This window comes from Halomonas sp. CKK8 (genome assembly GCF_029625235.1).
GTDB lineage: Bacteria > Pseudomonadota > Gammaproteobacteria > Pseudomonadales > Halomonadaceae > Halomonas > Halomonas ventosae.
Genome location: NZ_CP121193.1, coordinates 722,713 through 747,766 on the forward strand (window position 1 = coordinate 722,713; position 25,054 = coordinate 747,766).

Below are 25,054 nucleotides of genomic sequence, written 5' to 3' on the forward strand. Positions count from 1 at the left end.
ATTGCTGCGCTATCCCCTGCGTCTCAAGCTGGGTGCCATCGCCGCCCTGGTGTTCTTCGCCGCCGCCCTGGTGGTGGTGGGCCTGGTGGCCTGGCGCCAGGACAGCCTGGCCGAGAGCGTGGGGGGGGATGCGGCCTGGCACGCCTACAAGCTCGACCGGGACACGGTGCAGCTGCACAGCTTCCTCGCTCGGCCCGACCTTTCCCGCGAGTCGCTGCAGGCCCTGCGCCTGCGCTTCGAGCTGCTCTACAGCCGTCTCACCCTGCTCCAGGATGGCGACATTACCCAGCTGCTCGGCAACATCCGCGTGGCCGAGGAGCTGGTCCCGCAGATCGAGCGACACCTGCAGGCCCTGGATGAACAGATCCGTGGGCTCGAGCGCCTCGACGATGACGCCAGGGCCAGCCTGACCCAGCGGCTCGAGACCCTGAGCGGCGTGACCGAGCGGCTGATCATCGCCATCAATGGCCACCTGGCCGAGACCACCACCCGGGAACGGCAGCGACTGCAGACCCTCTATGGCGTGCTGCTGCTGCTGATCCTGGCCATGAGCCTGGCGGCGTCACTGGTGGTCGCCTTCCTGTTTCGCGAGGCCCGCGACAATGCCGCGGCCCGGCGGGACCTGGAGGCGCTGAGCCGCGAACTGGAGGGCACCGCCCGAGAGGCCGAGTCGGCCAACCGGGCCAAGTCGGAGTTCCTGGCCACGGTCAGCCACGAGATCCGCACCCCGCTCAATGGCGTCATCGGCATGAGTGACCTGCTGCAGGACCAGCCGCTTCCCGACCGGGCGCGTCACTACGCCGACACCATCCATGACAGTGCCCGGCTGCTGCTCGAACTGATCAACGACATCCTGGACTTCTCCAAGATCGAGGCCCAGCGCCTGGAACTCGAGGCGCGCCCCTTTGACCTGGGCGAGCTGGTCGACGGCGCCATCTCGCTGTTCGCGCCCCGGGCCGAGGCCCGGGACATCCGCCTGGCCTGCGAACTGGATCCCGGGCTGCCGCGCTACCTCGTGGGGGATGCCGGTCGGTTGCGCCAGGTGCTGCTCAACCTGCTCTCCAACGCCATCAAGTTCACCGAGCAGGGGGAGGTCCGCCTGCGGGTACGTGACGAGGGAGAGGGGCAGGTGCTGTTCGAGGTCCACGACACGGGCGGCGGCATCGCTCCTCGCCGCCAGGCCCAGCTGTTCGAGCCCTTCCAGCAGGGTGACCCCTCCACCGCTCGACGCTTCGGCGGTACCGGCCTGGGGCTGGCCATCAGCAAGCGACTGGTGGAGGCCCAGGGCGGCCGCATCGGGCTCGAGAGCGAGGTGGGCCACGGCAGCCGCTTCTGGTTCCTGCTGCCGCTGAGCGCGGCAGACAGCGGCGCAGAAGCGCAGGCGTCGGTGGCGGCGGTTCCCGAGCAGCGCGTGGCCGATGCCAGGCTGCTGGTGGTCGAGGACAACCCGGTCAACCAGCAGGTTGCCCGCGCCATGCTCGAGCGGCTGGGCTGTCGGGTCAGCGTGGCCGACTCGGCAGACGCGGCGCTCCGCCTGGCGGGGCGGGAGCGTTTCGACCTGATCTTCATGGACGTGCAGCTGCCGGGCATGGACGGGCTCGAGGCCACGCGCCGCCTGCGTGCCCGCGGCGGCTGGTCGGCCGAGGTGCCGGTGGTAGCCATGACCGCCGGCGGGCCCGGCGGGGACCAGGCCCGCTGCCTGGCAGCCGGCATGAACGGCTATCTCACCAAGCCGCTGTTCCAGGACGCCCTGATGGCGACCCTGCAGCGGCACCTGCACCAGGCGGGGCCCTCCCTCGGCATCGTGCGTCCTGCCGCCACGGCGGGGGAGGGGGTCGCCGACCAGCCGCTGGAGCCTGCCACCCTCGCGGCACTGGGCGAGAGCCTGGGCGGGCAGGGACTGGTCGCCCTGATCACCCTCTTCCGGCAGCAGTCGGCAGCGCACCTCGCCGGCCTGGAGCAGGCCGTGGCGGAGGGGACGCCACGCCGGGTCGAGTACCTCGCCCATCAGCTCAAGGGGGAGGCCTCGAGCCTCGGCGCGGTGAAGGTCGCCGGGCTGGCCACGCGGCTGGAGCGCCTGGCCAGGGAAGGGCGCCTGGACGAGGCGGCCCTCGCTCTGGGAGCCCTGCATCGCTGCCTGGCCCTGACCCTGACGGCGCTGGAGGCCTGGACGCCAGGCGCCTGACTCAGGCCCGGGTGGCGATGCGCCCGGGAAGACGCCAGCGCAGGTGGCGATCGACCACCTGCAGGCCCGGCCGGTAGTCGCCCCGCGAGGCGGCGAGGGCACATGTCAGGGTCAGGGTGGCGATTCGGTCGTGGTCCTGGACCGCCGAGTTGACCGGCAGGGGCAGGAAGTCCAGCAGCCGGCTGTCGCCGAAGGTCGCCAGCCGCAGCGCCGGTGGCAGGCCGCCATCCTCCAGCAGCACGTCGAAGACCCCGTCGAGCAGGGTGTAGGAGGCGGTGACCAGGGCGTCGGGCATGCCGTGGCCGTCGAGCAGCTCGCGCATCAGCCGGGCCCCCTCGACGCGGTCGTAGCGACGGGCGCCGCAGGTGATCACTTCCCGCGGCGGATGGTCGGCCAGGCCTTGCTGGAAGCCGGCGCGGCGCTCCCGGCTGATCGACAGGGCCGGGACCGCATCCAGCCAGGCGATGCGCGTCACCCCGTCATCCAGCACCGAGCGGGTCAGCCGCTCGGCGGCCTCCCGGTCATTGCTGACCACGCTGGCGAAGTGGCGCGGGTCGAGGCCGCGGTCCACGGCCACCACCGGCAGGCCGGCCGCCATCAGCTCGGCATAGAAGGGATCCTCCATGGGCAGGCAACTGGCGGTGATCAGCACATCGCAGCGCTGGGCGCGCAGCGCCAGGGCCAGCTCGCGCTCGCTCTCGGGGTCGTCGTCGGAGCCGACGATCAGCAGCCGGTAGCCCGCCTCCCGAGCACCGCGCTCGAGTCGCTTGGCCAGGCGCGCATAGCTGACGTTCTCCAGGTCGGGGATGATCAGCCCCAGCAGGCGGCTCGCCCCCCGTCGCAGCGCGGCGGCCTGGGCGTCGACCCGGTAGCCGTGCTGCTGCACCACGGCCATCACCCGGTCGACGGTCTCCTGGCTGATGCGCCGCTCCCGGGCCTTGCCGTTGATGACATAGCTGGCCGTGGTGCGGGAGACCCCAGCCAGGTGAGCGATTTCGGCGAGTGTCATGGGCGTCCTCGGTAACCGGTGGGGGTGATGCTACGTCACGGGTGCCGGCCTGCACCCCCTGCCAAAGTTGTAGCGTGTCGGCCTTGCCAACCAGTATGAATCGATTCAGCATGAATGACATCACAGGTGACACGATTCAGCCAGCGAATACAGCGATTCTCCGAGCGGCTGAGCGAGAGGCGACCACCGTCCGTCACCCGAGCGAACAGGAGAGACCCATGTTGACCCTACGCCAGGACGATATCCTGCTCGATCGCCGGGCCGACGACTGGCGCATGGCGCTGGATCAGGCCGCCGAGGCCCTGCACGAGGCGGGCCTGGTCGAGCGCGGCTACCGCGACGGCCTGCTCGACCGCGAGGCGCAGTCCTCGACCTTCCTGGGCAATGCCATCGCCATTCCCCACGGCACGCCCGACAGCCGCCGGCACGTGCGCCGGACCGGCGTGCGCGTGCTGCAGTTCCCGGCAGGGGTCGAGTGGCACGACGGCAACCGCGTGCACGTGCTGGTGACCATCGCCGCCCAGAGCGACGAGCACCTGGACATCCTGCGCCAGCTGACTCATGTGCTGGACCGGGAGGGCGTCGCCGAGCGCCTGGCCGCCGCCGACTCCTGCGGCGAGATCGCCGGGCTGCTCTCCCGGGCGGTGGTCGAGGTGCGCCTGGATGCCGATACCCTCTGCCTGGGCTTTCCCGCCCGTGACCGCCAGGAGCTGGCGCTGGCCGGGGCGGCGCGACTGCGCCAGGCCGGCTGCGTGGGCAGCGACTTCGTGGCCAGCGTCGCCGAACGTGCGCCCCTGGGGCTCGGCCAGGGGCTCTGGCTGGTCAGCAGCGAGCGCGGCGTCGAGGTGCCGGCGCTGTCGCTGGCCACCGCCGATACGCGGCTGGAGGAGGCGGGTGAGCCGGTCACCGGCGTCTTCTGCCTGGCCGCCCAGGGCGATGCGCATCGCGGGCTGCTGGAGCGTATCCTGGCCCTGCTGGACACCGGCAGCGCACGCGAGTTGCACGGCCTCGATGCCGAGACGCTGCTGGCGCGGCTGGCCGGCGAATCCGCCGCGGCCCGCACCCGTCAGGCCCGGGTGCTCAATGCCCACGGCCTGCACGCCCGGCCGGCCAAGCAGCTGGTGCAGGTGGCCCGCGCCCAGGGCCTGGCGATCCGCGTGCGCCTGGCCGATGGCGGCTTCGATGCGGTCTCGGCCAGCAGCCTGACCAAGGTGATCAATCTGGGCGCGCGTCGCGGGCAGCGGCTCGTCTTCTCCGCCGAGGGGGAGGGGGCCGAATCCGCCCTGGAGGCGATCTGCAACGCCGTGGCCGAGGGGCTCGGCGAGCAGGTGCTGCCCTTCGACGAGAGCCGCGAGCAGACGGCGGTGGTGGTGGACGAGCCGGCCCCGGAGCCGCTGCCGGCCGACCGCCCCCACCCGGCCGTGGCCGCCTCCCCGGGGCTTGCCATCGCGCCGGTCTTCGTGCTGCGCACGCCGCACTTCGACTACCCCCAGCGCGCCGAGGATCCCGCCGCCGAGGCCCGTCGCCTGGAGCAGGCGATCCACGAGGGCAGCGAGCAGCTCGAGGCCCTGGTGCGCGAGGCCCGCGGCGGCGAAGTGGCACAGATCCTCTCCATGCACGAGGAGATGCTGGGAGATCCCGAACTGCTCGAGGCCGCCCGGGAACAGCTCCAGGAGGGCAGTTCCGCCGAGGCCGCCTGGTGGGAGGCCATCGAGACCGCCGCCCGCGCCCAGGAGATGCTCGCCGACCGGCTGCTCGCCGAGCGCGCCGCCGACCTGCGCGACGTGGGCCGGCGGGTGCTGGGCGTCCTCTGCCGGGTCGAGCTCCCCGAGCCGCCGGCCCACCCCTATATCCTGGTCACCGAAGATGTCGGGCCCTCGGACGTGGCGCGCCTCGACACCTCCCGGGTGCGCGGCCTGCTCACCGCCCGCGGCGGGGCCACCTCCCACAGCGCGATCCTGGCCCGGGCGCTGGGCATTCCCGCCGTGGTGGGGGCCGGCAGTCGGGTGCTGACCCTGGAGGACGGCAGCGAGCTGATCCTCGATGGCGAGCGCGGCCGCGTGATTCCCGCTCCCTCCCCGGAGCGCCGCGAGACCGCCGAGCGGCGCCTTGCCGAGCGTCGGCGCCGGGAGGCCGAGGCCTGGGAGGCGCGCTTCCAGGAGGCGCGCACCCGTGACGGCCATCGCGTCGAGGTGGCCGCCAACCTGGGCAACACCGCCCATGCGGCCGATGCCGTGGAACGCGGCGCCGAGGGTGTCGGCCTGCTGCGCACCGAGTTTCTGTTCATGGCCCATGCCCAGGAGCCGGACCTCGATACCCAGATCGCCGAGTACCGCGAGGCCCTTGACGCCCTGAATGGCCGCCCGCTGGTGGCGCGCACCCTGGACGTCGGCGGCGACAAGCCGCTGCCCTACTGGCCAGTGCCGAAGGAGGACAACCCCTTCCTCGGCCTGCGCGGCATCCGCCTGGCACTCACCAGGCCCAAGGTACTCGAGACCCAGTTCCGCGCCATGCTGATGGCGGCGGCCGGCGTTCCGGCGGCAGGCGACCCTGCGGCGGGCGCCGCGGGCAGGGACAGGCCGCTGCGCATCATGCTGCCGATGGTCAAGGACGTCAGCGAGTTCCGCGCCGCCAAGGCGATCCTCGACCGCCTGCTCGAGGAGATCCCCGAGGCCGAGCGGACCACCGACGTCCAGCTCGGGGTGATGATCGAGGTGCCCTCCTGTGCCCTGCTGGCGCCGACCCTGGCCGCCGAGGTGGACTTCTTCTCGGTGGGGACCAACGACCTGACCCAGTACACCCTGGCCATCGACCGCGGCCACCCGGAGCTCTCCGCCCAGGCCGATGGCCTGCACCCGGCGGTGCTCAAGCTGATCGAGATGACCGTCTCGGCCGCCCATGCCCAGGGTAAGTGGGTCGGGGTCTGCGGGGAGCTCGCCAGTGACGCCGTCGCCGTGCCGGTGCTGGTGGGACTCGGCGTCGACGAGCTGTCGGTCAGCGCCCGCCAGGTGCCCCTGGTCAAGGCGCGGCTCGCCGAGGTCGACCTCGAGGAGGCTCGCCGCCAGGCCGGGCTGGCCCTGGCCCAGGCCACCAGCGAGGCGGTCCGCGACGCCCTGGAGGTGCGCTGATGGCCCGAATCCTGACCCTCACCCTCAACCCCGCCCTGGACCTCTCGGTGAGCCTCGCCCGCCTGGTGCCGGGCGAGGTCAACCGCACCCGCGAGACGCATCTCGCCGCCGCCGGCAAGGGCGTCAACGTGGCCCGGGTACTGATCGAGCTCGGCCACGAGGTCAGCGTCTCGGGCTTCCTGGGTGCCGACAACGACGGCCCCTTCCTGCGCGCCTTCGAGGCCCTGGCGGTGGAGGACGCCTTCATCCGGGTGCCGGGCGAGACCCGCATCAACGCCAAGCTCGCCGAGGCCGACGGCCGGGTCACCGACATCAACGGGCCCGGGGCGGCCATCGATGGCGAGGCCTGGCAGCGACTGCTCGCCTGGCTCGACACCCGTGCCGCCGATCCCCGGCGGCGTCCCGAGGCGGTGGTGATCGCCGGCAGCCTGCCGCCGGGGGTGTCCCCCGAGGGCCTCGCCGACCTGGTCGCCCGCCTGCGCGCGGCCGACCTGCCGGTGTGGGTCGACACCAGCGGCGAGGCCCTGGCGGCGGCCATCGAGGCACGCCCCTCGGCGGTCAAGCCCAACGAGCAGGAGCTGGCCGCCTGGGCCGGCATGCCGCTGACCAGCGCCGACGCCCGGCTCAGGGCGGCGCTGAGGCTCTACGCCCACGGGGTCGAGGAGGCGCTGATCTCCGCCGGCCCGGAGGGCGTGCTCTGGGTCAGCCGGCGCGGCGCCTGGCAGGCCCTGCCGCCGCGCCTCGACGTCGCCAGCACCGTAGGGGCCGGCGATACCCTGGTCGCCGCCATGCTGCACGGCGTGCTCTCGGGGCATCCGCCCGAGCAGGTGCTGCGCCTGGCCACGGCGCTGTCCGCCGAATCCGTCCGTCATGTGGGCGTGGGCGACGCCCGTGCCCCGGATTTCCCGCAACTCCAACAACAGACCCGCGTCCGCCGTCTCAACGACGTCGATGCAGGGGGAGCTCTCGCATGAACGCCATCATCATCACCGCCTGCCCCAGCGGCATGGCCACCACCTTCCTCGCCGCCCGTCGCCTCGAGCAGGCGGCCAGCCGCCTCGGCTGGCAGGCCCGGGTCGAGATGCACGGCGAGCTCGAGCCGCTCACGCCGGTCACCGTCGAGCAGATCGCCGAGGCCGACCTGGTGGTGGTCGCCGCCGATCACGTGCCGGCCCCGGAGCGGTTCGCCGGCAAGCGGCTGTACCGTGCCGCCATCGACCAGGCCCTGCCCGATCCGCGTGCCTTCCTCGAGCGGGCCAGCCGCGAGGCCAGCGACTTCCAGCCATCGGCGCAGGAGCCCGCCCCGCAGGTAGCCGGCGCCCGACGCGACGACGCCCGACGCGACGGCGCCCGCAGGATCGTCGCGGTTACCGCCTGCCCCACCGGCGTGGCCCACACCTTCATGGCCGCCGAGGCGCTGGCCGAGGCGGGCAGGTCGCTGGGCCACGAGATCCGCGTGGAGACCCAGGGATCGGTGGGCGCCCAGGACCAGCTCACCGAGGAGGAGATCGCCGCGGCCGACCTGGTGATCCTGGCCTGTGACATCGAGGTCGATGCGGCCCGCTTCGCCGGCAAGCCCGTCTACCGCACCTCCACCGGCAACGCCCTGAAGAAGCCGAAACCGACCATCGAGGCGGCCCTCGAGGAGGCCGAGGTGGAACAGGCGGGCGGTGCCGCGTCGTCGGGCCAGGGCGAGGCGAAGAAGGGCAGCAGGGAGAAGGGCGTCTACCAGCACCTGCTCACCGGGGTCTCCTTCATGCTGCCCATGGTGGTGGCCGGGGGCCTGCTGATCGCGCTCTCCTTCGTGTTCGGCATCGAAGCCTTCCAGGAGGAGGGCACGCTCGCCGCGGCGCTGATGCAGATCGGCGGCGGCACCGCCTTCGCGCTGATGGTCCCGGTACTGGCCGGCTATATCGCCTACTCCATTGCTGACCGCCCGGGCATCGCCCCGGGGATGATCGGCGGCATGCTGGCCTCGGAGATCGGCGCCGGCTTCATCGGCGGCATCCTGGCGGGCTTCCTGGCCGGCTACGTGGCGCTGGCCGTGACCCGCCACGTCAAGCTGCCGTCGAGCGTCGAGTCCCTCAAGCCGATCCTGATCATCCCGCTGATCGCCAGCCTGGTCACCGGCCTGACCATGATCTACGTCGTCGGCGAGCCGGTGGCGGCCATCCTCTCCGCGCTCACCACCTTCCTCGAGAACATGGGCTCGGCCAATGCCGTGCTGCTCGGCATCCTGCTCGGCGCCATGATGTGCTTCGACCTGGGCGGGCCGGTCAACAAGGCCGCCTACACCTTCGGCGTGGGGCTGCTGGCCTCCGAGACCTATGGCCCCATGGCGGCGATCATGGCCGCGGGCATGGTGCCGGCCATCGGCATGGGCATCGCCAGCTTCGTGGCACGCCACAAGTTCTCCGAACCGGAGCGCGAGGCGGGCAAGGCCTCCTTCGTGCTGGGCTTCTGCTTCATCAGCGAGGGTGCCATTCCCTTCGCCGCCAAGGACCCGCTGCGGGTCATCCCGGTGTGCATGGTGGGCGGGGCGATCACCGGGGCGCTCTCCATGCTGGTCGGTGCCAAGCTGATGGCGCCCCATGGCGGCATCTTCGTGCTGCTGATCCCCAATGCCATCAATCCGGTCCTGCTGTATCTCGCCGCCATCGTCATCGGCTCGCTGGTGACTGGCCTGGGCTATGCGGCGATCAAGCGGGGCAGCCAGGCAGTGGCCGTCGAGGCCAGGGCCTGAGCCACGCCGCGAAAGCGCGCCTCCCGACAACACGCAGAGGTTCCCCATGTTCCAGCTCACCCGCAGCGTCACCTGGCAGGCCCTCAAGGGCCTGCAGCAGCAGACCGCCAACGACCGCATCCGCGACTACTTCGCCGCCGACCCGATGCGCTTCGAGAAGATGAGCCTGCGCGTCGGCGGGCTCTTCCTCGACTACTCCAAGCAGCCGGTCTCCGATGAGGTACTGGCCAAGCTGATCGAGCTCGCCGAGCACTCGGCGCTGGTCCAGCGCCGCGCCCAGATGTTCTCCGGCGACATCATCAACGTCACCGAGGACCGGCCCGTCCTCCATACCGCCCTGCGCAATCTCGGCGAGGGGCCGCTCAAGGTCGACGGCCAGGACGTGATGCCGGAGATCCAGCGCACCCGCGAGCAGATCCGCGCCTTCTCCGAGGCGGTGCGCAGCGGCGAGTGGACGGGCTTCGATGGCCAGCGCATCACCGACGTGGTCAACATCGGCATCGGCGGCTCGGACCTCGGCCCCAACATGGCCTGCCGGGCGCTGCTCAAGCACCGCCATCCGGGGCTCGGCTTCCACTTCGTCTCCAACGTCGACGGCGCCCATATCCAGAAGGTGCTCAGCCGCCTCGACCCGGCCACCACCCTGTTCATCGTCTCCACCAAGACCTTCTCCACCCAGGAGACCCTGCTCAACGCCCATACCGCGCGCCGCTGGTTCCTGGACAACGCCGGCCCGGAGGCCGACGTGGGGGCGCACTTCATCGCCGCCTCCACCAACAAGGCGGCGGCCACGGCCTTCGGCATCCGCGAGGAGAACGTCTTCGAGTTCTGGGCCTGGGTCGGCGGGCGCTACTCGATGTGGTCCTCCATCGGCCTGCCCATCGCGCTCTCCATCGGCTTCGAGGGCTTCATGGAGCTGCTCGAGGGGGCCTACGAGATGGACCGGCACTTCCTCGCCGCGCCCTTCGCCGAGAACATGCCGGTGCTGATGGCACTGATCGGTATCTGGCACATCAACTTCCAGGGCGCCGAGACCCAGGCCATCGTGCCCTACGACCAGGCGCTGCATCAGCTGCCGGCCTTCCTGCAGCAGCTCGACATGGAGTCCAACGGCAAGTCGGTGGACATCTTCGGCCACCCGGTGGACTACAAGACCGGGCCGATCGTCTGGGGCCAGACCGGCTCCAACGGCCAGCACGCCTTCTTCCAGCTGCTCCACCAGGGCACCCGCTACGTGCCCATCGACTTCATCGCCTCGCTCAAGCCCGAGCCGGGCATGGAGGAGCACCACTTCGCGCTGCTCACCAACATGCTGGCCCAGGCCAACGCCTTCATGGAGGGTAGCCTCAAGGGGGGCGAGGGCAGCGGCAGCCGGCCCGACCCCTACAGCTGCCCGGGCAACCGCCCCTCCAGCGTGCTGCTGCTCGACGCGTTGACGCCGAAAAACCTCGGCGCGCTGATCGCGCTCTACGAGCACAAGGTGTTCGTCCAGGGGGTGATCTGGAACATCAACTCCTTCGACCAGTGGGGGGTACAGCTGGGCAAGCGCATCGCCGGCGAGATCAGCGAGCGCATCGACGCCCACAGCCAGGACTTCGATGCCTCCACCCAGGGCCTGCTGGCGCTGGTGCGCGGGCACTTCGCGTCGGGCGGCGATCCGTCGGACGGCGATCCGTCGGGCGGCGAGGAGAAGGCCGGAAGGCCTAGGCGCAGGTCGCGCAAGGCCTCGACCGGTCGTTGAAGGGTTAAGCGGCGGATGGCCGGAGCGGCAAGGTGTCGGGGCTATCCCGAGCCCCGGCATCGCAGGATGCCGGGGATCAGGCCCGGGCAGGGGCGGCGTAGGCGCTTGCCTGGGCCTCCTCGAGCAGGTGGCAGGCGGTGCGCTTGCGCTCGATGAATTGCGCGAGCAGGGCGTCGAGCGCCGGCAGCTGGCTGTAGCGGGCCATCAGCTCGCTGAAGCGCCGCGAGTAGTCGGCGACAGCCAGGGCATGGCTCAGCGTCAGGAAGGCCATGGCGTCGTCGGTGATGAACAGGTGAAGTTGGCCTGCTCCCGCTAGCCTCGGGTGGCGGGAGGGGGCGGTTGGCAGGTACTGACGCAAGCCCAGCTGCTCGGCCAGCGCCTCCAGGGCAGCAGTGCGTTGCTCGCACTCGATGCCCAGCGCTGCCATCAGGCGGCTGACATGGGGCTGGGAGGGCAGGAAGCTCAGGGCTAGGCCGCGATAGCGCTCCATCTCGCGTGACTCGTGTTCGTGGGCGAGCAGCAACTGCTCGTCCGAGGGGCATGGGCGTGCTCGTGTCCCGAGGGTGATGGCAGGCATGGATTTCTCCTTTATGGTCTTCCGGGCCTCTTCCGGGCACCGTCAGATTAAGGTAGTCGTCCCAATTCGGTGCCACCGCTGACGTCGATCAATTTCGTCCCCGGATCAGCAGAAAGTACCAGGGGGCTCATCACCGCGGCGGTAGCACCTTGCGCTGCCGCAGGCCGGCGTTGTCGCCGCTTGCTCCGGCGACATACACTGCCTGAAACCGCACAGGCAGGCCGACATGCTGGATCTCTCTCCCGACACCCCCGTCGCCCCCGGCCCGCTCGAGGCGGAGCCGCCGCTGCGCACGGCGGTCAGCCGGCGACGGGACCCCCGGGGGGCGGCCCGGGAGCTGGCCGGGGCGCTGCGGCATGCCGAGCTCGGCTTCGTGCTGTTCTTCTGCAGCGCCGAGTATCCCCTGGCCGCGCTCTCCTCGGCCCTCGACGAGGCCTTCGAGGGGGTGGCGGTGGCGGGCTGCACCACCGCCGGGGAGATCACCCCGGAGGGCTACGAGCGGGGCTGTATCGTCGCCATCGGCCTCGACCGTCGCCACTTCGCCGTCTCCTGCGCGCTGGTCGAGGACCTGGCAGGCTTCGACCTGATCCGTGCCCAGCGGCTGGTCGATGGCCTGCTCGATGACTGTCGCGGCCGCGCCCTGGCCCCAGTGGGGGAGCACAGCTTTGCCCTGACCCTGCTCGATGGCCTCTCCAGCTGCGAGGAGCAGGTGCTGGCGACCCTGGATGCTGCCCTGGGACGCATCCCCAGCTTCGGCGGCTCGGCCGGCGACGACAACCGCCTGGCCCATACCCATGTGCACGCCGACGGCCGCTTCCATGGCCAGGCGGCGGTGGTGGTGGTGATCAACACCCGGCTGCCCTTCGAGGTCTTCACCACCCACCACCTGCGCCCGCGGGAGGAGAAGCTGGTGGTCACCCGCGCCGACCGCGAGCGACGCCGGGTGCTGGAGCTCAATGCCCTGCCGGCCGCCGAGGAGTACGCCCGGCTGGTGGGCCTGCCGGTCGAGGCCCTGGCGCCCGAGGTATTCGCCCGCCATCCGCTGGCGGTGCGCCTGGGCGAGGCGCATTTCGTGCGCTCCATCCAGCGGGTCAACGACGACGGCAGCCTCAGCTTCTATTGCGCGGTGGAGAACGGCATCGTGCTCACCGCCATGCAGCCGGCCCCGCTGCTGGAGGACCTCGAGGCGGTCTTCACCGGGCTCACCGCGCGGCTCGGCGAGCCGGCGCTGGTGATCGGCTGCGACTGCTTCCTGCGCCGGCTCGAGCTGGAGTCCCTGGGACTGGTTGCCCCGGCCTCTCGCCTGCTGGGTCACTCGCGGGTGATCGGCTTCAATACCTACGGGGAGCAGCACCATGGCATGCACATCAACCAGACCTTCACCGGGGTTGCCATTGGATCTCTCCCGGCCACGCCAGACGCCTGACGACGCCGGCCCGCGGGAGCGGGAGCTGCTGGAGGAGAACGCCCGCCTGCGGCGGATCGCCACCGCCCTGATGGAGCGTGTGGAGTCGGCGGGCGTGGCGGGCGGCGCCCCCTATGCGGCCTTCGAGCATGCGGTGCTGCTCGCCGAGCAGGTGCGCGAGCGCACCGAGACGCTGCAGCGCACCCTCGCCGAGCTGCATGCCGCCAAGGCGGAGGCGGAGGCGGCCAACCTCTCCAAGACCCGTTTCCTGGCCGCGGTGAGCCACGACCTGCTGCAGCCGCTGAATGCCGCCCGGCTGTTCACCAGCGCCCTGGAGGAGCACTCCCTGCCCGAGCCCTCGACCCGGCTGGTGGGCCATATCGGCCGCTCGCTCAAGGACGTGGAGGCGCTGCTCGGCACCCTGGTGGACATCTCGCGGCTCGATGCCGGGGTGCTCGAGCCGGATATCGCCCCCTTCCCCGTCGCCCGGCTGCTCGACGTGCTGGCCGAGGAGTACCGCCAGATGGCCGCGGCCCGGGGACTCGAGCTGCACTACGTGGGCAGCGGCGCGGTGGTCGCCTCGGACCTGGCGTTGCTGGCCCGGGTGGTGCGCAACTTCCTGACCAACGCCATCCGCTACACCGCGCGCGGCAAGATCCTGCTGGGCTGCCGCCGCCGCCCCGAGGGGGTCGAGATCCTGGTGGGGGACAGCGGGCCGGGGATCCCCGAGGAACAGCGCGAGGCGATCTTCCAGGAGTTCCAGCGCCTGGGCGGCAATCGCGACGCCGAGGATCGCGGCCTGGGGCTGGGCCTGGCCATCGTCGACCGCATCGCGGGGATGCTCGACCACCCCCTGCGGCTGGCCAGCGTGCCGGGCCGCGGCTCGCTCTTCTCGGTGCGGGTCCCCCATGGCCGATTGCCGGTGACATCGCCACCTTCCCAGGCCACGGCGATCTCGCCGGGGCTGGGCAGCGTCCTGGAGGGCGCGCGTATCTGGGTGATCGACAATGATCCCGGTATCTGCTCGGGGATGGCCGCGCTGCTCGAGGGCTGGGGCTGCCGGGCGCTGACCGCGACCTCGCTGGCCGACCTGGAGGGCAAGGCCGCCGGTGCCAGCGCGGACGTGCTGCTCGTCGACTTCCACCTGGGCGAGGAGGCCCCCGATGGGCTGGCGGTGGCGGCGCGGCTGCGTGAGCGCCAGCCGGGGCTCCCGGTGCTGGTGATCACCGCCAACCACGATGCGGCGATCAAGGGCCTGACCCGGCAGTTGGGCTATGGCTGCCTGCTCAAGCCCTTGAAGCCCCTGCGGCTGCGCATGGCCCTGGTCGACCTGCTGGGCGGTGACTCAACGTGACGGGCCGTGGCGCTCGGCCAGCAGGGCCTCGAGGTCGGCATCATTGGCGGCGAGGATCGCCTGCACCCGGCCCGGCACGCCGAGCTTGCGCAGGATCGCCGAGACATGGGTCTTCACCGTGGTCTCGGCGATGTCGAGCTCACGGGCGATCACCTTGTTGGAGGCGCCGCGGCTCAGGCGCAGCAGCACCTCGAGCTGCTTGTCGGTCAACTCGGCGAAGCGAGGGCCGGGCGAGGGCATGCCGGCCGTGGCGGGGGAGGGCCTCGTGACGGCGGGGCGCCGCATGATCTCCGGTGGCAGGTAGACCTGGCCCTCCAGCAGCTGGGCCAGCGCCGCGAGCAGGTCCCGGCGCGGCGTCGACTTGGGGATGTAGCCCACCGCGCCCAGGTCGAGGGCGTCGAGGATGGTGCGCCGCTCCTGGTCGGCCGAGAGGATCGCCACCGGCAGCCAGGGGTGTGCCGCGCGCAGCGCCCGCAGGCCCTCGAGCCCGCTGGCGTCGGGCAGGCCGAGGTCGAGCAGCACCAGGTCCAGCTCCGCGCAGGCCGCGACATGGCGCAGGGCCTGGTCCAGGCTCTCCGCCTCCAGCAGCCGGCTGTCGGGCAGGCCAGCCTCGATCACCGCCGCGATCGCCTCGCGGAACAGCGGATGGTCGTCGGCGACCATCAGGGTGTGCATGGGCAATCCCTCGTGGACTCGTCTCGCCTCCTACCGAAGGAGGAGGCCCTCTCCTGCCACCGGAGTATGTCGCACAAGGCGCCGCTGACCAACACTGGTGGGTGTATCGCCACAACGACAACAGTCAGGAGTCACGCCATGATCTACGCCAACCCCGGCCAGTCCGGTTCGCTGGTCAGCTTCGAGACACGCTATGGCAACTACATCGGCGGCGAGTTCGTGCCGCCGGTGAAGGGCCAGTACTTCGACAACGTCAGCCCGGTCAACGGCGAGGTGTTCTGCGAGATCCCGCGCTCGAGTGCCGAGGACATCGACAAGGCGCTGGATGCCGCCCACCAGGCCGCCCCGGCCTGGGGCAAGACCTCCGCCGCCGAGCGCTCCAACGTGCTGCTGAAGATCGCCGACCGCATGGAGCAGAACCTCGAGATGCTGGCCGTGGCCGAGACCTGGGACAACGGCAAGGCGGTGCGCGAGACCCTCAACGCCGACCTGCCGCTGGCCGTCGACCACTTCCGCTACTTCGCCGGCTGCATCCGCGCCCAGGAGGGCACCGCCGCGGACATCGACGCCAACACCGTCGCCTACCACTTCCACGAGCCGCTGGGCGTGGTGGGGCAGATCATCCCCTGGAACTTCCCGCTGCTGATGGCCGTCTGGAAGCTGGCCCCGGCGCTGGCCGCGGGCAACTGCGTGGTGCTCAAGCCCGCCGAGCAGACCCCGGCCTCGATACTGGAGCTGATGAAGCTGGTCGGCGACCTGCTGCCGCCGGGGGTGGTCAACATCGTCAATGGCTACGGCGCCGAGGCGGGCCAGGCACTCGCCACCAGCAAGCGCATCGCCAAGATCGCCTTCACCGGCTCCACCCCGGTGGGTGCGCATATCCTCAAGTGCGCCGCCGACAACATCATCCCCTCCACCGTGGAACTGGGCGGCAAGTCGCCGAACATCTACTTCGCCGACATCATGAACGCCGAGCCGGAATTCATCGACAAGGCGGCCGAGGGCCTGGTGCTGGCCTTCTTCAACCAGGGCGAGGTGTGCACCTGCCCGTCGCGGGCGCTGATCCAGGAGAGCATGTACGACGCCTTCATGGCCAAGGTGATGGAGAAGGTGGGCCAGATCACCCGCGGCAACCCCCTGGATACCGACGTCAAGGTGGGCGCCCAGGCCTCCCAGGAGCAGTTCGACAAGATCATGTCCTACATGGAGATCGCCCGGGAGGAGGGTGCCGAGTTCCTCACCGGCGGTGAGCGGGAGTCCCTGGATCCGGCCATCAACAACGGTTTCTATATCCAGCCGACGCTGCTCAAGGGCAACAACAAGATGCGCGTCTTCCAGGAGGAGATCTTCGGTCCGGTGGTGGCGGTGACCACCTTCAAGGACGAGGAGGAGGCGCTGGCCATCGCCAACGACACCGAGTTCGGCCTGGGCGCGGGCGTCTGGAGCCGCGACATGAACGTCGCCTTCCGCATGGGGCGCGGCATCCAGGCCGGCCGCGTGTGGACCAACTGCTACCACCAGTACCCGGCCCATGCCGCCTTCGGCGGCTACAAGAAGTCCGGCGTCGGCCGCGAGACCCACAAGGTGGCCCTCGAGCACTACCAGCAGACCAAGAACCTGCTGGTCAGCTATGACATCAACCCGCTGGGCTTCTTCTGACGCCATCGGTCCCGATCGTCAGGTCCGGGCCACTCCTGCACGGGAACGAAATGGCCGGCCCTCGTGGCCGGCCATCTGTCAGGGTCGCATCACCATCTTCGCCTCGGTGAGTCGCTTGACCACGCTCTTGAAGCTGTTCTTGAGGATCAGCGTCTCGCCGCTGATCAGGGTGATCACGGCCGTCGGCTCGTGGCGCGGTTCATTCTCCGCTTCGACCTCGGGCCGGATCTGCACGATCTGGTCGAGATGCAGCAACATGACGTAGCGCTGCTCTGTGGTGGGAAAGTCGGTGATGACCTCTATGAATCGATGACTCATGGCCTTCTCGCTTCGTTGAGCGGGGGGTACTCATCAGTGTAGTCGGAGGCGGTGGCGCCTATCAGCCATCGTCGCGGATGGCCGTCAGGGCCAGGTCATGACGGCGGTCGTGCCGACACTCATACGGCAGCGGCCTTCACTGGCCATGGGCCGCCGCGGGCGCGACACGAGTCGCGCCTTTTTTGGCTCGCCGCTACCCGTCCCGGTCGCTTTGCGTCATTATCTCTCGCCCGGTCCCCGCGGAGAGAGCATGGAGATGATCGACCTCGAGGCCCCCGACCTCCACCAGGCGCGGCTTCAGCGCGTGGCGTCCCTGGTCAGGGACAGCGGTGCGCGACGGGTGCTCGACCTGGGGTGCGGCTCCGGCGGGCTGCTGCAGTACCTGCTGCGCGATCCCCAGTTCGAGCGGGTGGTGGGCCTGGAGCTCTCCGGCGAGCTGCTGGCCCAGGCCAAGCTGCGCCTGGAGAATCTGCCGGCGGCCCGGGCCGGACGCCTCGAACTGGTCTGCGGCTCCTATGCCGATCCCCACCCGGCGCTGGTGGGATTCGAGGCCGCGGCCATGGTGGAGACCATCGAGCATGTCCCGCCGGAGGCGCTCTCCCGGGTCGAGCGCGCGGTGTTCGCCGGGCTGCGGCCGCACTTGCTGGTGGTAACCACCCCCAACCACGAATACAACCCGCTCTATGACATGGCGCCGGGCGAGTTCCGGGATCCCGACCACAAGTTCGAGTGGGACCGGGCGCGCTTTCGCGACTGGGCACAGGGCGTGGCACGCCGCAACGGCTATCGGGTGCGCATCTGCGGGATCGGCGAGATGGACGCCCACCTCGGCCAGCCGACCCAGGTGGCGCGCTTCACGCGCTGAGCCCAGGCCTGACGGCAGCCAGGGTCCCTTGTCATTGCGTCGGGTCGCGCTAGCATGGCGGTATCCCGCGTTCAGTTTCAGGAGCCGTCATGTGGCAGCAGCAGGAACTGCGTCTCGCGCCGCGCGAGCGCGGTTTTCACCTGATCACCGACGAGGTGGTCGATGGCCTACCCGGTGTACGGGAGGTCTCCATGGGGCTGCTTCACCTGCAGCTCCTGCACACCTCGGCGTCGCTGACCCTCAACGAGAACGCCGACCCGGACGTGCGCCATGACCTGGATGCCTTCCTGCGCGAGCGGATCCCCGGCGACCTGCCCTACTTCCGCCATACCCTCGAGGGGCCGGACGACATGCCGGCCCATGTCTGCGCCAGCCTGCTCGGCACCCAGCTGACCCTGGCGGTGCGCGACGGCCGCCCGGTGCTCGGCACCTGGCAGGGACTCTGGCTGGGAGAGCACCGGGACCACGGAGGGGCGCGCCGGCTGATCGCGACCCTCAACGGGGCCTGATTCGCGCCGCGCCCTCCTGTCGCCAAGCATGCTTGTCAGGCCTCCGTGAACACCACCGGGGGTTGGGGGGCGCGATTCACCGACAGCGAGAAGATGTCCGGCCGGGCATAGTGGCCGCAGACGTCCAGCGAGCGACGTGCCCGGCGGGCGGTCTCGACCTCGATCTCGGCATAGAGAATCCCCTTCTCCCGATCGAGGGGGCCCGCCACCACCTCGCCCGAGGGGGCAATGACCACCGCATGGCCGACGTTGACCCACTCCTCCGGCGTGTAGAGCCGGTCGCGCTCGGGGAAGGTCGCGGGAATGTCGCTTCCCTGGAGGGCGGTGGCCGTGCCGATCACCCAGCAGCCGCCCTCCCTGGCGATATGGCGCAGCGAGGCGAGCGCGATGTCGCTGGAATCCCAGGTCGGGTTGATGAAGACCTCCAGGTCCTGGGCATAGAGGGCGTAGCGCGCCAGCGGCATGTAGCTTTCCCAGCAGATCAGGGTGCCGAGGCGCCCGGCGGGGGTCTCGACCACCGTGAGCCCGCTGGCATCGCCCATGCCCCAGACCATGCGCTCGGGGTTCGTCGGCATCAGCTTGCGATGGCGATTCAGCAGCCGCCCATCCGGGCCGATCACGACCACGCTGTTGAACAGGGTGGTGCCGCTGTAGCGGCTATCGATCTCGTTGAGGCCCGTCACCAGGGTCACCCCGTGCCGGGCGGCCGCCTCCTGGATGGGCTCCAGGGTGCCGCCGCCGAGGTCGACGGCATTCTCGCGCAGCCTGGCATGCAACTCGCTGGTCAGCGCCATGTCGCCGCCCGGGGCGAGTCGCCAGATCCAGGTCGGATAGCCGGGGATATAGGCTTCGGGAAAGACCAGCAGGGTCGCCCCGGCAACGGCGGCCTCCTCGATCGACGCCAGCATCAGTTCGATGGTCGCGTCTCGCTGGAGCAGTACCGGAGGCTTCTGGATCACCGCAACCGTCGTGGCCATGAGAGGGTCCTCGTGCGCGGTGCGGGCGCCGAAGGACACCGATCACGGGCACTAGCCTGACCTTCACTATAGCGGTGAGGGGAGGGAGGCGCCCGGGATCCGCAACTGAAGCATGCGGCCGGATGAGTCGATTGGCGTCAGGGGCAGGTGTCGCCGATCATCATTTCGGTGGCCATGACCCTGGATTCGGCGGGTTCCATCCCGAGGATCATGCGCGCGGCGATGCGGCCCTTCTCGGTGCTGTCCTGGCGGATGGTGGTCAGTCGGGGAGCACGATACTGCCCCTCGGCGATGCCGTCGAAGCCGGTCAGCCGCAGGTCCTCGGGGATACGCAGGCCGCGCTGCTCGGCGAGCGTCACCACGGTCAGGGCGATGCGGTCGGACATGCACAGCAGCAGGTCGGGCCGCTCGGCCGCCGGCAGGTCGAGGATCTCCTCGATCACCGGGGTGCAGACCTCGAAGGTGTTCTCCTCGATGTTCCACATCGGTACCTCGGCCGGGTCGATGCCGGCTTCGACGAAGGCCCGCTGGAAGCCGGCGAGGCGGGCCCGGGTGATGGTGCGCTCGGCCGAGAGCAGCGCCTGGTCGTTGTCGATGCGGCCGTTGCAGGGCTGCTCGGTCAGTCGCAGGTTGATTACCGCGGGGCGTCGCGTCGGCGTCCTCAGGGCATGGCAGGCGATGGCGTAGCTCGCCGGCTCGTTGTCGACGTGCACCGTGGCGTGGTCCTCGATATCGAAGTCCACCGCCACCAGGGGGCGCTCGGGAGGGAGGTCGGAGAGCAGCTTCAGGCTCGGCATCAGGCCATAGATGATGAAGCCGTCGGCAATGCTCGAGGCACCGGGCACGCTGGCGGCGTTCTGGCGTCCCGAGAGCAGCAGCAGGGTGTGGCCGCGGGTGTCGAGCACCTCGGCGATGCCCGAGAGCAGCTCGCTGGCGACCGCATCGTTGAGGCTGTAGGTCAGGCTCTCGGCGAGGATCACGGCGATGATCCGCGAACGGCCCGTGCGCAGGCTGCGGGCCCGGGCATCGGGGCCGCTGTAGCCCAGGCGCCGGGCCTCGGTGAGGATGTGCTCGCGCAGTTTCGGGGAGAGCTGGTCGGGCCGGTTGAAGGCGTTGGAGACGGTGGCGGTGGAGACACCGAGCTCGCGAGCCAGATCCTTGAGCGTGATGCGACGTGGCGGTATCAAGACGTTTCCTTGCTAAGCAATTCGTCGACTAGGATAGCCGCTCCTTGACCGACGAGACAGGATCGGTTCGCGATGGCGCTCGCACGGTTCGCGGGCCTTGGCCTCACGGTCAGGCAGCGCGCCGCCCCCGTGCGATCTCCAGGGCCCGGTCCTGGGCGTCGAACAGGTGCACATGCTCGAGCTCCGGCACCAGGGCGACCTGCTGGCCGAGCTCCCAGCGGCTCGGCGCCTCGCTGCGGTGGATCAGCAGGGTGTCGCCGACCCTGGGCTCGAGGTAGACGTAGACCTCGTTGCCCAGGTACTCGACGTTGACGATCTCGAAGCGGTTGTCGCCGTCGGCCTCGGCCAGGCGCAGGTGCTCGGGGCGCACGCCCAGCGACAGCTCGGCACCGGGCTCCTGGCCGCTGGCGTCCTGCGGCAGGGCGAGCTCGCCGAGCCCCGGGGCCCGGACCCGACAGCCCTCCTCGTGCCCGCCGAGCAGTTCGGCCGGCATGAAGTTCATGGTCGGTGAGCCGATGAAGCCGGCGACGAACTTGGTCGCCGGCTGCTGGTAGAGCGTCTGGGGACTGCCCACCTGCTCGATGCGGCCGTCGCGCAGCACCACGATCTTGTCCGCTAGGGTCATCGCCTCCACCTGGTCGTGGGTGACGTAGATCATGGTGGAGCCCAGGCGGTGGTGCAGGCGGGCGATCTCGTTGCGCATCTGCACGCGCAGCGAGGCGTCCAGGTTGGAGAGCGGCTCGTCGAACAGCAGGATGCGAGGCTCCCGGGCCATGGCCCGGCCCATGGCCACGCGCTGGCGCTGCCCGCCGGAGAGCTCCTTGGGCTTGCGGTGCAACAGCTCCTCGAGCTGCAGGATGCGGGCCGTGGCCATCACCCGCTCATCGACGGTCTCATTGGCCATCTTGGCCAGCTTGAGGCCGAAGGCCATGTTCTCGTAGACCGTCATGTGCGGGTAGAGGGCGTAGGACTGGAACACCATGCCCACGCCGCGCTCGCGCGGCGGCAGGTCGTTGACCACGTCGTCGGCGATCCTGAGCTCGCCGTCGCTGATCGACTCCAGCCCGGCGATCAGGCGCAGCAGGGTCGACTTGCCGCAGCCCGAGGGGCCGACGAAGACCACGAACTCGCCGTTGCCGACCTTGAGGTCGACATCCTTGATGATATGGGTGCTGCCGAAGGTCTTGTTGAGCCTTTCCAGTGTCACGCTTGCCATCTTGCGCCTCCTGGCCGGCCTCGGGGCCGGCCGTTGTTGTGTGTTGTCAGTGGTCGAGGGCCAGGAAGGCCGCCTGATAGGGCGGCAGGGTCAGGGTGTCGCCATCGAGTGCCGAGACGAAGCCGTGCCCCTGGAGCGGGATGCCGGCGTGGGGCAGCGTCGTGCTCAGGGTCCTGCCGCCGAGGTTGAAGAGGCACAGCAGGCGCTCCCCGTCGCTTTCGCGCACGAAGCCGAGCAGTTCCTCGCCGACGTCGACCAGGGTGAGGTCGCCCTCGACCAGCGCTGGATGTGCGGCGCGGAAGGCCAGCAGCGTGCGGGTGGCGGCGAGCGGCGAGCCGGGGTCGGCCTGCTGGTTCTCGACAGCCAGCGGCAGGTGGCGCTCCTCCACCGGCAGCCAGGGCTCCACGGGTGAGAAGCCGCCCTGCGGGGCCTGGCGCCAGGGCATCGGCGTGCGGCAGCCATCGCGGCCCTTGAACTCCGGCCACAGCACCTTGCCGTAGGGGTCCTGGATGCGCTCGAAGGGCACCTCGGCCTCGGGCAGGCCGAGCTCCTCGCCCTGGTAGAGGCAGACGCTGCCGCGCAGCGAGAAGAGCATGGCCAGCATCACCTTGGGATAGGCCACGGGGTCCTCGCCCCGGCCCCAGCGGGTGGCGCTTCTCTCCACGTCGTGGTTGGAGGTCGCCCAGCAGGGCCAGGCGTCGCCGGCCAGGCGCTGGAAGCGTTCGATCACCTCGCGGAGATAGGCCGGCGAGTGGGGCGCGTTGAGCAGGTCGAAGGTGTAGGCCATGTGCAGCTTGTCGCCGCCGGCGGTGTATTCGGCCATGCGCTCGAGCGGGTTGTCGTCGCCGATCTCGCCCACCGTGGTGGTGCCGGGGAACTCGTCCATCAGGGCGCGCAGCTCGCGCAGGAAGTCCAGGTTCTCCGGACGGCTGATGTCGTGGACGTGGCGCTGCCAGGTGTAGGGGTTGGCCTCCGGTGCGCCCAGGGTCTTGGGACTGCCTGCCGGTACCGGGGGATTGTCGGTGAGGGCGGCGTCGTGGAAGTAGAAGTTGACGGTGTCCAGGCGGAAGCCGTCGACGCCGAGTTCCAGCCAGAAGCGCATGTTGTCCAGTTGTGCCTGTCTGACCTCGGGATTATGGAAGTTGAGGTCCGGCTGGCTGGTCAGGAAGTTGTGCAGGTAGTACTGGCGGCGGCGCGGGTCGAAGGTCCAGGCCGGCCCGCCGAAGATCGACAGCCAGTTGTTGGGTGGCGTGCCGTCGGGTTTGGGGTCGGCCCAGACGTACCAGTCGGCCTTGGCATTGGTGCGATCGGCGCGGCTCGCCTGGAACCAGGGATGCTGGTCCGAGGAGTGGCTGATCACCTGGTCGATCATCACCTTCAGGCCCAGCGCATGGGCCTTCGCCAGCAGGGCCCTGAAGTTGTCGAGCGTGCCGAACATCGGGTCGACGTCGCGGTAGTCGCTGACGTCGTAGCCGAAGTCGAGCATCGGCGAGGTGAAGAAGGGTGACAGCCAGATGCCGTCCACGCCCAGCGAGGCGACATAGTCCAGCTTCTCGGTGATGCCCGCCAGGTCGCCGATGCCGTCGCCGTTGGCGTCCATGAAGCTGCGCGGATAGATCTGGTAGATGACGCCGCCGCGCCACCAGGTCAGGTTGTCTTGCATCTTGGGGTCCATGTGTCGGTTCATCCTTTGACGGCACCGGCGGTGAGGCCGGAGACGATGCGTTTCTGGAAGATCATCACCAGGATCACCAGCGGCACGGTGACGGTCACCGAGGCGGCCATGATCGGCCCCCAGGGCAGCTCGTGCTGGCTGCCGCCGGAGATCAGGGCGATCGCCACCGGCACGGTGCGCTGGTCGTCGGTGAGGGTGAAGGTCAGCGCGAAGAGGAACTCGTTCCAGGCGGCGATGAAGGCGAGCAGCCCGGTGGTTGCCATGGCCGGCCACATCAGCGGCAGGAACACCTTGGTGATGGTCACCCAGGGGGTGGCGCCGTCCATGATCGCCGCCTCTTCCAGCTCCATGGGCAGCTGCTTCATGAAGGTGGTCAGCACCCAGACGGTGAAGGGCAGGGTGAAGATGGTGTAGCTCAGGATCAGGCCGGCCGGGTTGTTGTAGAGGCCGAGCCCGCGGATCACCTCGAAGAGCCCGGAGAGCACCGCCACCTGGGGGAACATGGAGACCCCGAGGATCACCAGCATCACCGTGGTACGGCCGCGGAAGCGCACCCGGCCCAGCGCATAGGAGGCGGTGATGCCGAGCAGCAGGGCGATGAAGACCACGGAGAGCGAGACGATGATCGAGTTGAAGATGGCGCGCACGAAGCTCTTCTGGGTGAAGATCTGCACGTAGTTGCCGAAGTCCACCGTCGATAGCCAGAAGTCGACCCGGAACAGGTCGCTGGAGGGCTTCAGCGAGGTGATCACCGCGTAGTAGAAGGGAAAGATCGCGTAGACCATCACCACGGCGATCAGGGCATAGAACCCGACCCGCTTGGCGAGCTTGGTCAGCTGATACTGGTTCATTGGTCGACTCCCAGTTGGCGGCGGCCCAGGTAGAGGTAGATCACCACGGCCAGGGCGATGATCAGGAACAGCATCGTCGAGGCGGCGCTGCCGTAGCCGACGTCCTGGAACTCGACCAGCTGCTGGCGGGCGTAGATCGACATGGTCATGGTGCTGGTGGAGTTGGAGGTCAGCACGTAGATCACGTCGAACACCCGCAGGGCATCGAGCAGGCGGAAGATCACCGCCACCAGCAGGGCCGGGGTGATCAGCGGCAGGGTCACGCGGAAGAACACCTTGACCGGGTGGATGCCGTCGACCTCGGCGGCCTCGTAGCAGTCCTTGGGCAGCATCTGCAGGGCGGCGAGCACCAGCAGCGCGACGAAGGGAATGGTCTTCCAGACGTCGACCATGATCACCGCCCACATGGAGTAGCTGGCGCTGGCGGTCCAGGCGATGGGCGCGTCGATGATGCCGGCCGCCATCAGCAGGTGGTTGATGATCCCGAACTGGTCGTTGAGCATCCAGGCCCACATCTTGGCCGAGACGATGGTGGGGATGGCCCAGGGGATCAGCACCGCGGCGCGTACCAGCATGCGGCCCTTGAACTCGGCGTTGAGCAGCAGCGCGACGATGATGCCGAACACCACCTCCAGCGACACCGAGACCACGCTGAAGTAGAGGGTGTTCCACACCGAGGTCCACCACACCGGGTCGGTGAGCAGGCCGTACCAGGCGCCATCCTCGAAGACCAGGTAGTTCTCGATGCCGATGAAGGCGGCGCCGGCGGTATCCGACAGCGAGGCATCGGTGAAGCTGAAGTAGAAGGTGCGCAGCAGCGGCCAGCCGGCGACCAGCGCCAGCGCCACCAGCATGGGCGCAAGGAACAGCCAGGCGGCGCGGACCCGCTGGCGGCGCACCTTGGTGCCGCGATAGCCGGCCGCTGAGGAGCGCCCCACCTGGGGGGCGCGTTTGGTTACGGGAGTCGACATGGGGACCTC

At 69.9% G+C, this 25,054-nt stretch carries 20 protein-coding genes; 10 read left to right on the forward strand and 10 right to left on the reverse strand.

Translation table 11 applies throughout. The features are described from left to right. The first annotated feature begins 1 nt into the window (after window position 1). Window positions 2-2,185 carry an ATP-binding protein gene (locus P8934_RS03465; protein ID WP_278032949.1) on the forward strand — a complete coding sequence of 728 codons (2,184 nt, stop codon included), beginning with the start codon at window positions 2-4 and terminating at the stop codon, window positions 2,183-2,185. Between the two features lies 1 nt (window position 2,186). On the opposite strand, the gene cra is transcribed toward P8934_RS03465, so the two are convergent. Then, a complete protein-coding gene (cra, locus tag P8934_RS03470; protein ID WP_278032950.1) occupies window positions 2,187-3,194 on the reverse strand; it encodes a catabolite repressor/activator in 1,008 nt (335 codons plus the stop codon). A gap of 218 nt (window positions 3,195-3,412) precedes the next feature. Between cra and ptsP the strand changes: the two genes are divergently transcribed. From ptsP to pgi, 4 genes are read left to right on the forward strand one after another with little or no spacing between them, the layout of a single operon-like run. Next, complete coding sequence (gene ptsP, locus P8934_RS03475; RefSeq protein ID WP_278032951.1) at window positions 3,413-6,322, forward strand: phosphoenolpyruvate--protein phosphotransferase; 2,910 nt, start codon at window positions 3,413-3,415, stop codon at window positions 6,320-6,322. Beyond that, window positions 6,322-7,296: a 1-phosphofructokinase gene (gene pfkB, locus P8934_RS03480; protein ID WP_278032952.1), complete on the forward strand. Its 975-nt coding sequence runs from the start codon at window positions 6,322-6,324 to the stop codon at window positions 7,294-7,296. The genes ptsP and pfkB overlap by 1 nt, the downstream gene beginning before the upstream one ends. Beyond that, window positions 7,293-9,065, forward strand: a complete 1,773-nt coding sequence (locus P8934_RS03485; protein WP_278032953.1) for a PTS fructose-like transporter subunit IIB — start codon at window positions 7,293-7,295, stop codon at window positions 9,063-9,065. Before pfkB ends, P8934_RS03485 begins: the two co-directional genes overlap by 4 nt. A gap of 46 nt (window positions 9,066-9,111) precedes the next feature. Beyond that, window positions 9,112-10,806 (forward strand): glucose-6-phosphate isomerase, encoded by a 1,695-nt coding sequence (gene pgi, locus P8934_RS03490; RefSeq protein WP_278032954.1) that lies wholly within the window; start codon window positions 9,112-9,114, stop codon window positions 10,804-10,806. A gap of 76 nt (window positions 10,807-10,882) precedes the next feature. Here pgi and P8934_RS03495 read toward each other — a convergent pair whose 3' ends face one another. Continuing rightward, window positions 10,883-11,383: a hypothetical protein gene (locus P8934_RS03495; protein ID WP_278032955.1), complete on the reverse strand. Its 501-nt coding sequence runs from the start codon at window positions 11,381-11,383 to the stop codon at window positions 10,883-10,885. 226 nt (window positions 11,384-11,609) lie between these two features. On the opposite strand from P8934_RS03495, the gene nosP reads away from it, so the two are divergent. Then, on the forward strand, window positions 11,610-12,809 hold the full coding sequence (nosP, locus tag P8934_RS03500) for a nitric oxide-sensing protein NosP (protein WP_278032956.1): 1,200 nt from the start codon (window positions 11,610-11,612) through the stop codon (window positions 12,807-12,809). Next, window positions 12,739-14,142, forward strand: a complete 1,404-nt coding sequence (locus P8934_RS03505; protein ID WP_278032957.1) for a hybrid sensor histidine kinase/response regulator — start codon at window positions 12,739-12,741, stop codon at window positions 14,140-14,142. The genes nosP and P8934_RS03505 overlap by 71 nt, the downstream gene beginning before the upstream one ends. Here the strand turns inward: P8934_RS03505 and P8934_RS03510 are convergent. After that, entirely contained in the window at window positions 14,134-14,817 is a 684-nt protein-coding gene (locus P8934_RS03510) for a response regulator transcription factor (protein WP_278032958.1), read from the reverse strand. The genes P8934_RS03505 and P8934_RS03510 overlap by 9 nt on opposite strands. A 138-nt stretch (window positions 14,818-14,955) precedes the next feature. On the opposite strand from P8934_RS03510, the gene P8934_RS03515 reads away from it, so the two are divergent. Then, a complete protein-coding gene (locus P8934_RS03515; RefSeq protein WP_278032959.1) occupies window positions 14,956-16,476 on the forward strand; it encodes an aldehyde dehydrogenase family protein in 1,521 nt (506 codons plus the stop codon). A 78-nt stretch (window positions 16,477-16,554) separates the two neighbouring features. Here P8934_RS03515 and P8934_RS03520 read toward each other — a convergent pair whose 3' ends face one another. Further along, entirely contained in the window at window positions 16,555-16,794 is a 240-nt protein-coding gene (locus P8934_RS03520) for a hypothetical protein (protein WP_278032960.1), read from the reverse strand. 250 nt (window positions 16,795-17,044) lie between these two features. Here P8934_RS03520 and P8934_RS03525 point away from each other — a divergent pair, with 250 nt between their 5' ends. After that, window positions 17,045-17,659, forward strand: a complete 615-nt coding sequence (locus P8934_RS03525) for a methyltransferase domain-containing protein (RefSeq protein ID WP_278032961.1) — start codon at window positions 17,045-17,047, stop codon at window positions 17,657-17,659. An 89-nt stretch (window positions 17,660-17,748) separates the two neighbouring features. Next, entirely contained in the window at window positions 17,749-18,168 is a 420-nt protein-coding gene (locus tag P8934_RS03530) for a secondary thiamine-phosphate synthase enzyme YjbQ (protein ID WP_278032962.1), read from the forward strand. 35 nt (window positions 18,169-18,203) lie between these two features. Here P8934_RS03530 and P8934_RS03535 read toward each other — a convergent pair whose 3' ends face one another. The 6 genes from P8934_RS03535 to P8934_RS03560 all read right to left on the reverse strand — a co-directional run bounded on the left by P8934_RS03535 (window position 18,204) and on the right by P8934_RS03560 (window position 25,045). Beyond that, window positions 18,204-19,145 (reverse strand): carbon-nitrogen hydrolase family protein, encoded by a 942-nt coding sequence (locus P8934_RS03535; protein WP_278032963.1) that lies wholly within the window; start codon window positions 19,143-19,145, stop codon window positions 18,204-18,206. A 137-nt stretch (window positions 19,146-19,282) separates the two neighbouring features. Further along, window positions 19,283-20,332 (reverse strand): LacI family DNA-binding transcriptional regulator, encoded by a 1,050-nt coding sequence (locus P8934_RS03540; RefSeq protein ID WP_278032964.1) that lies wholly within the window; start codon window positions 20,330-20,332, stop codon window positions 19,283-19,285. 109 nt (window positions 20,333-20,441) lie between these two features. Further along, window positions 20,442-21,548: a sn-glycerol-3-phosphate ABC transporter ATP-binding protein UgpC gene (gene ugpC / locus P8934_RS03545; protein ID WP_278032965.1), complete on the reverse strand. Its 1,107-nt coding sequence runs from the start codon at window positions 21,546-21,548 to the stop codon at window positions 20,442-20,444. 46 nt (window positions 21,549-21,594) lie between these two features. After that, window positions 21,595-23,211, reverse strand: a complete 1,617-nt coding sequence (locus P8934_RS03550) for an alpha-glucosidase (RefSeq protein WP_278032966.1) — start codon at window positions 23,209-23,211, stop codon at window positions 21,595-21,597. 20 nt (window positions 23,212-23,231) lie between these two features. Continuing rightward, window positions 23,232-24,074: a carbohydrate ABC transporter permease gene (locus P8934_RS03555; protein WP_106229696.1), complete on the reverse strand. Its 843-nt coding sequence runs from the start codon at window positions 24,072-24,074 to the stop codon at window positions 23,232-23,234. Then, on the reverse strand, window positions 24,071-25,045 hold the full coding sequence (locus tag P8934_RS03560) for a sugar ABC transporter permease (RefSeq protein WP_278032967.1): 975 nt from the start codon (window positions 25,043-25,045) through the stop codon (window positions 24,071-24,073). Before P8934_RS03560 ends, P8934_RS03555 begins: the two co-directional genes overlap by 4 nt. Window positions 25,046-25,054 lie beyond the last annotated feature (9 nt).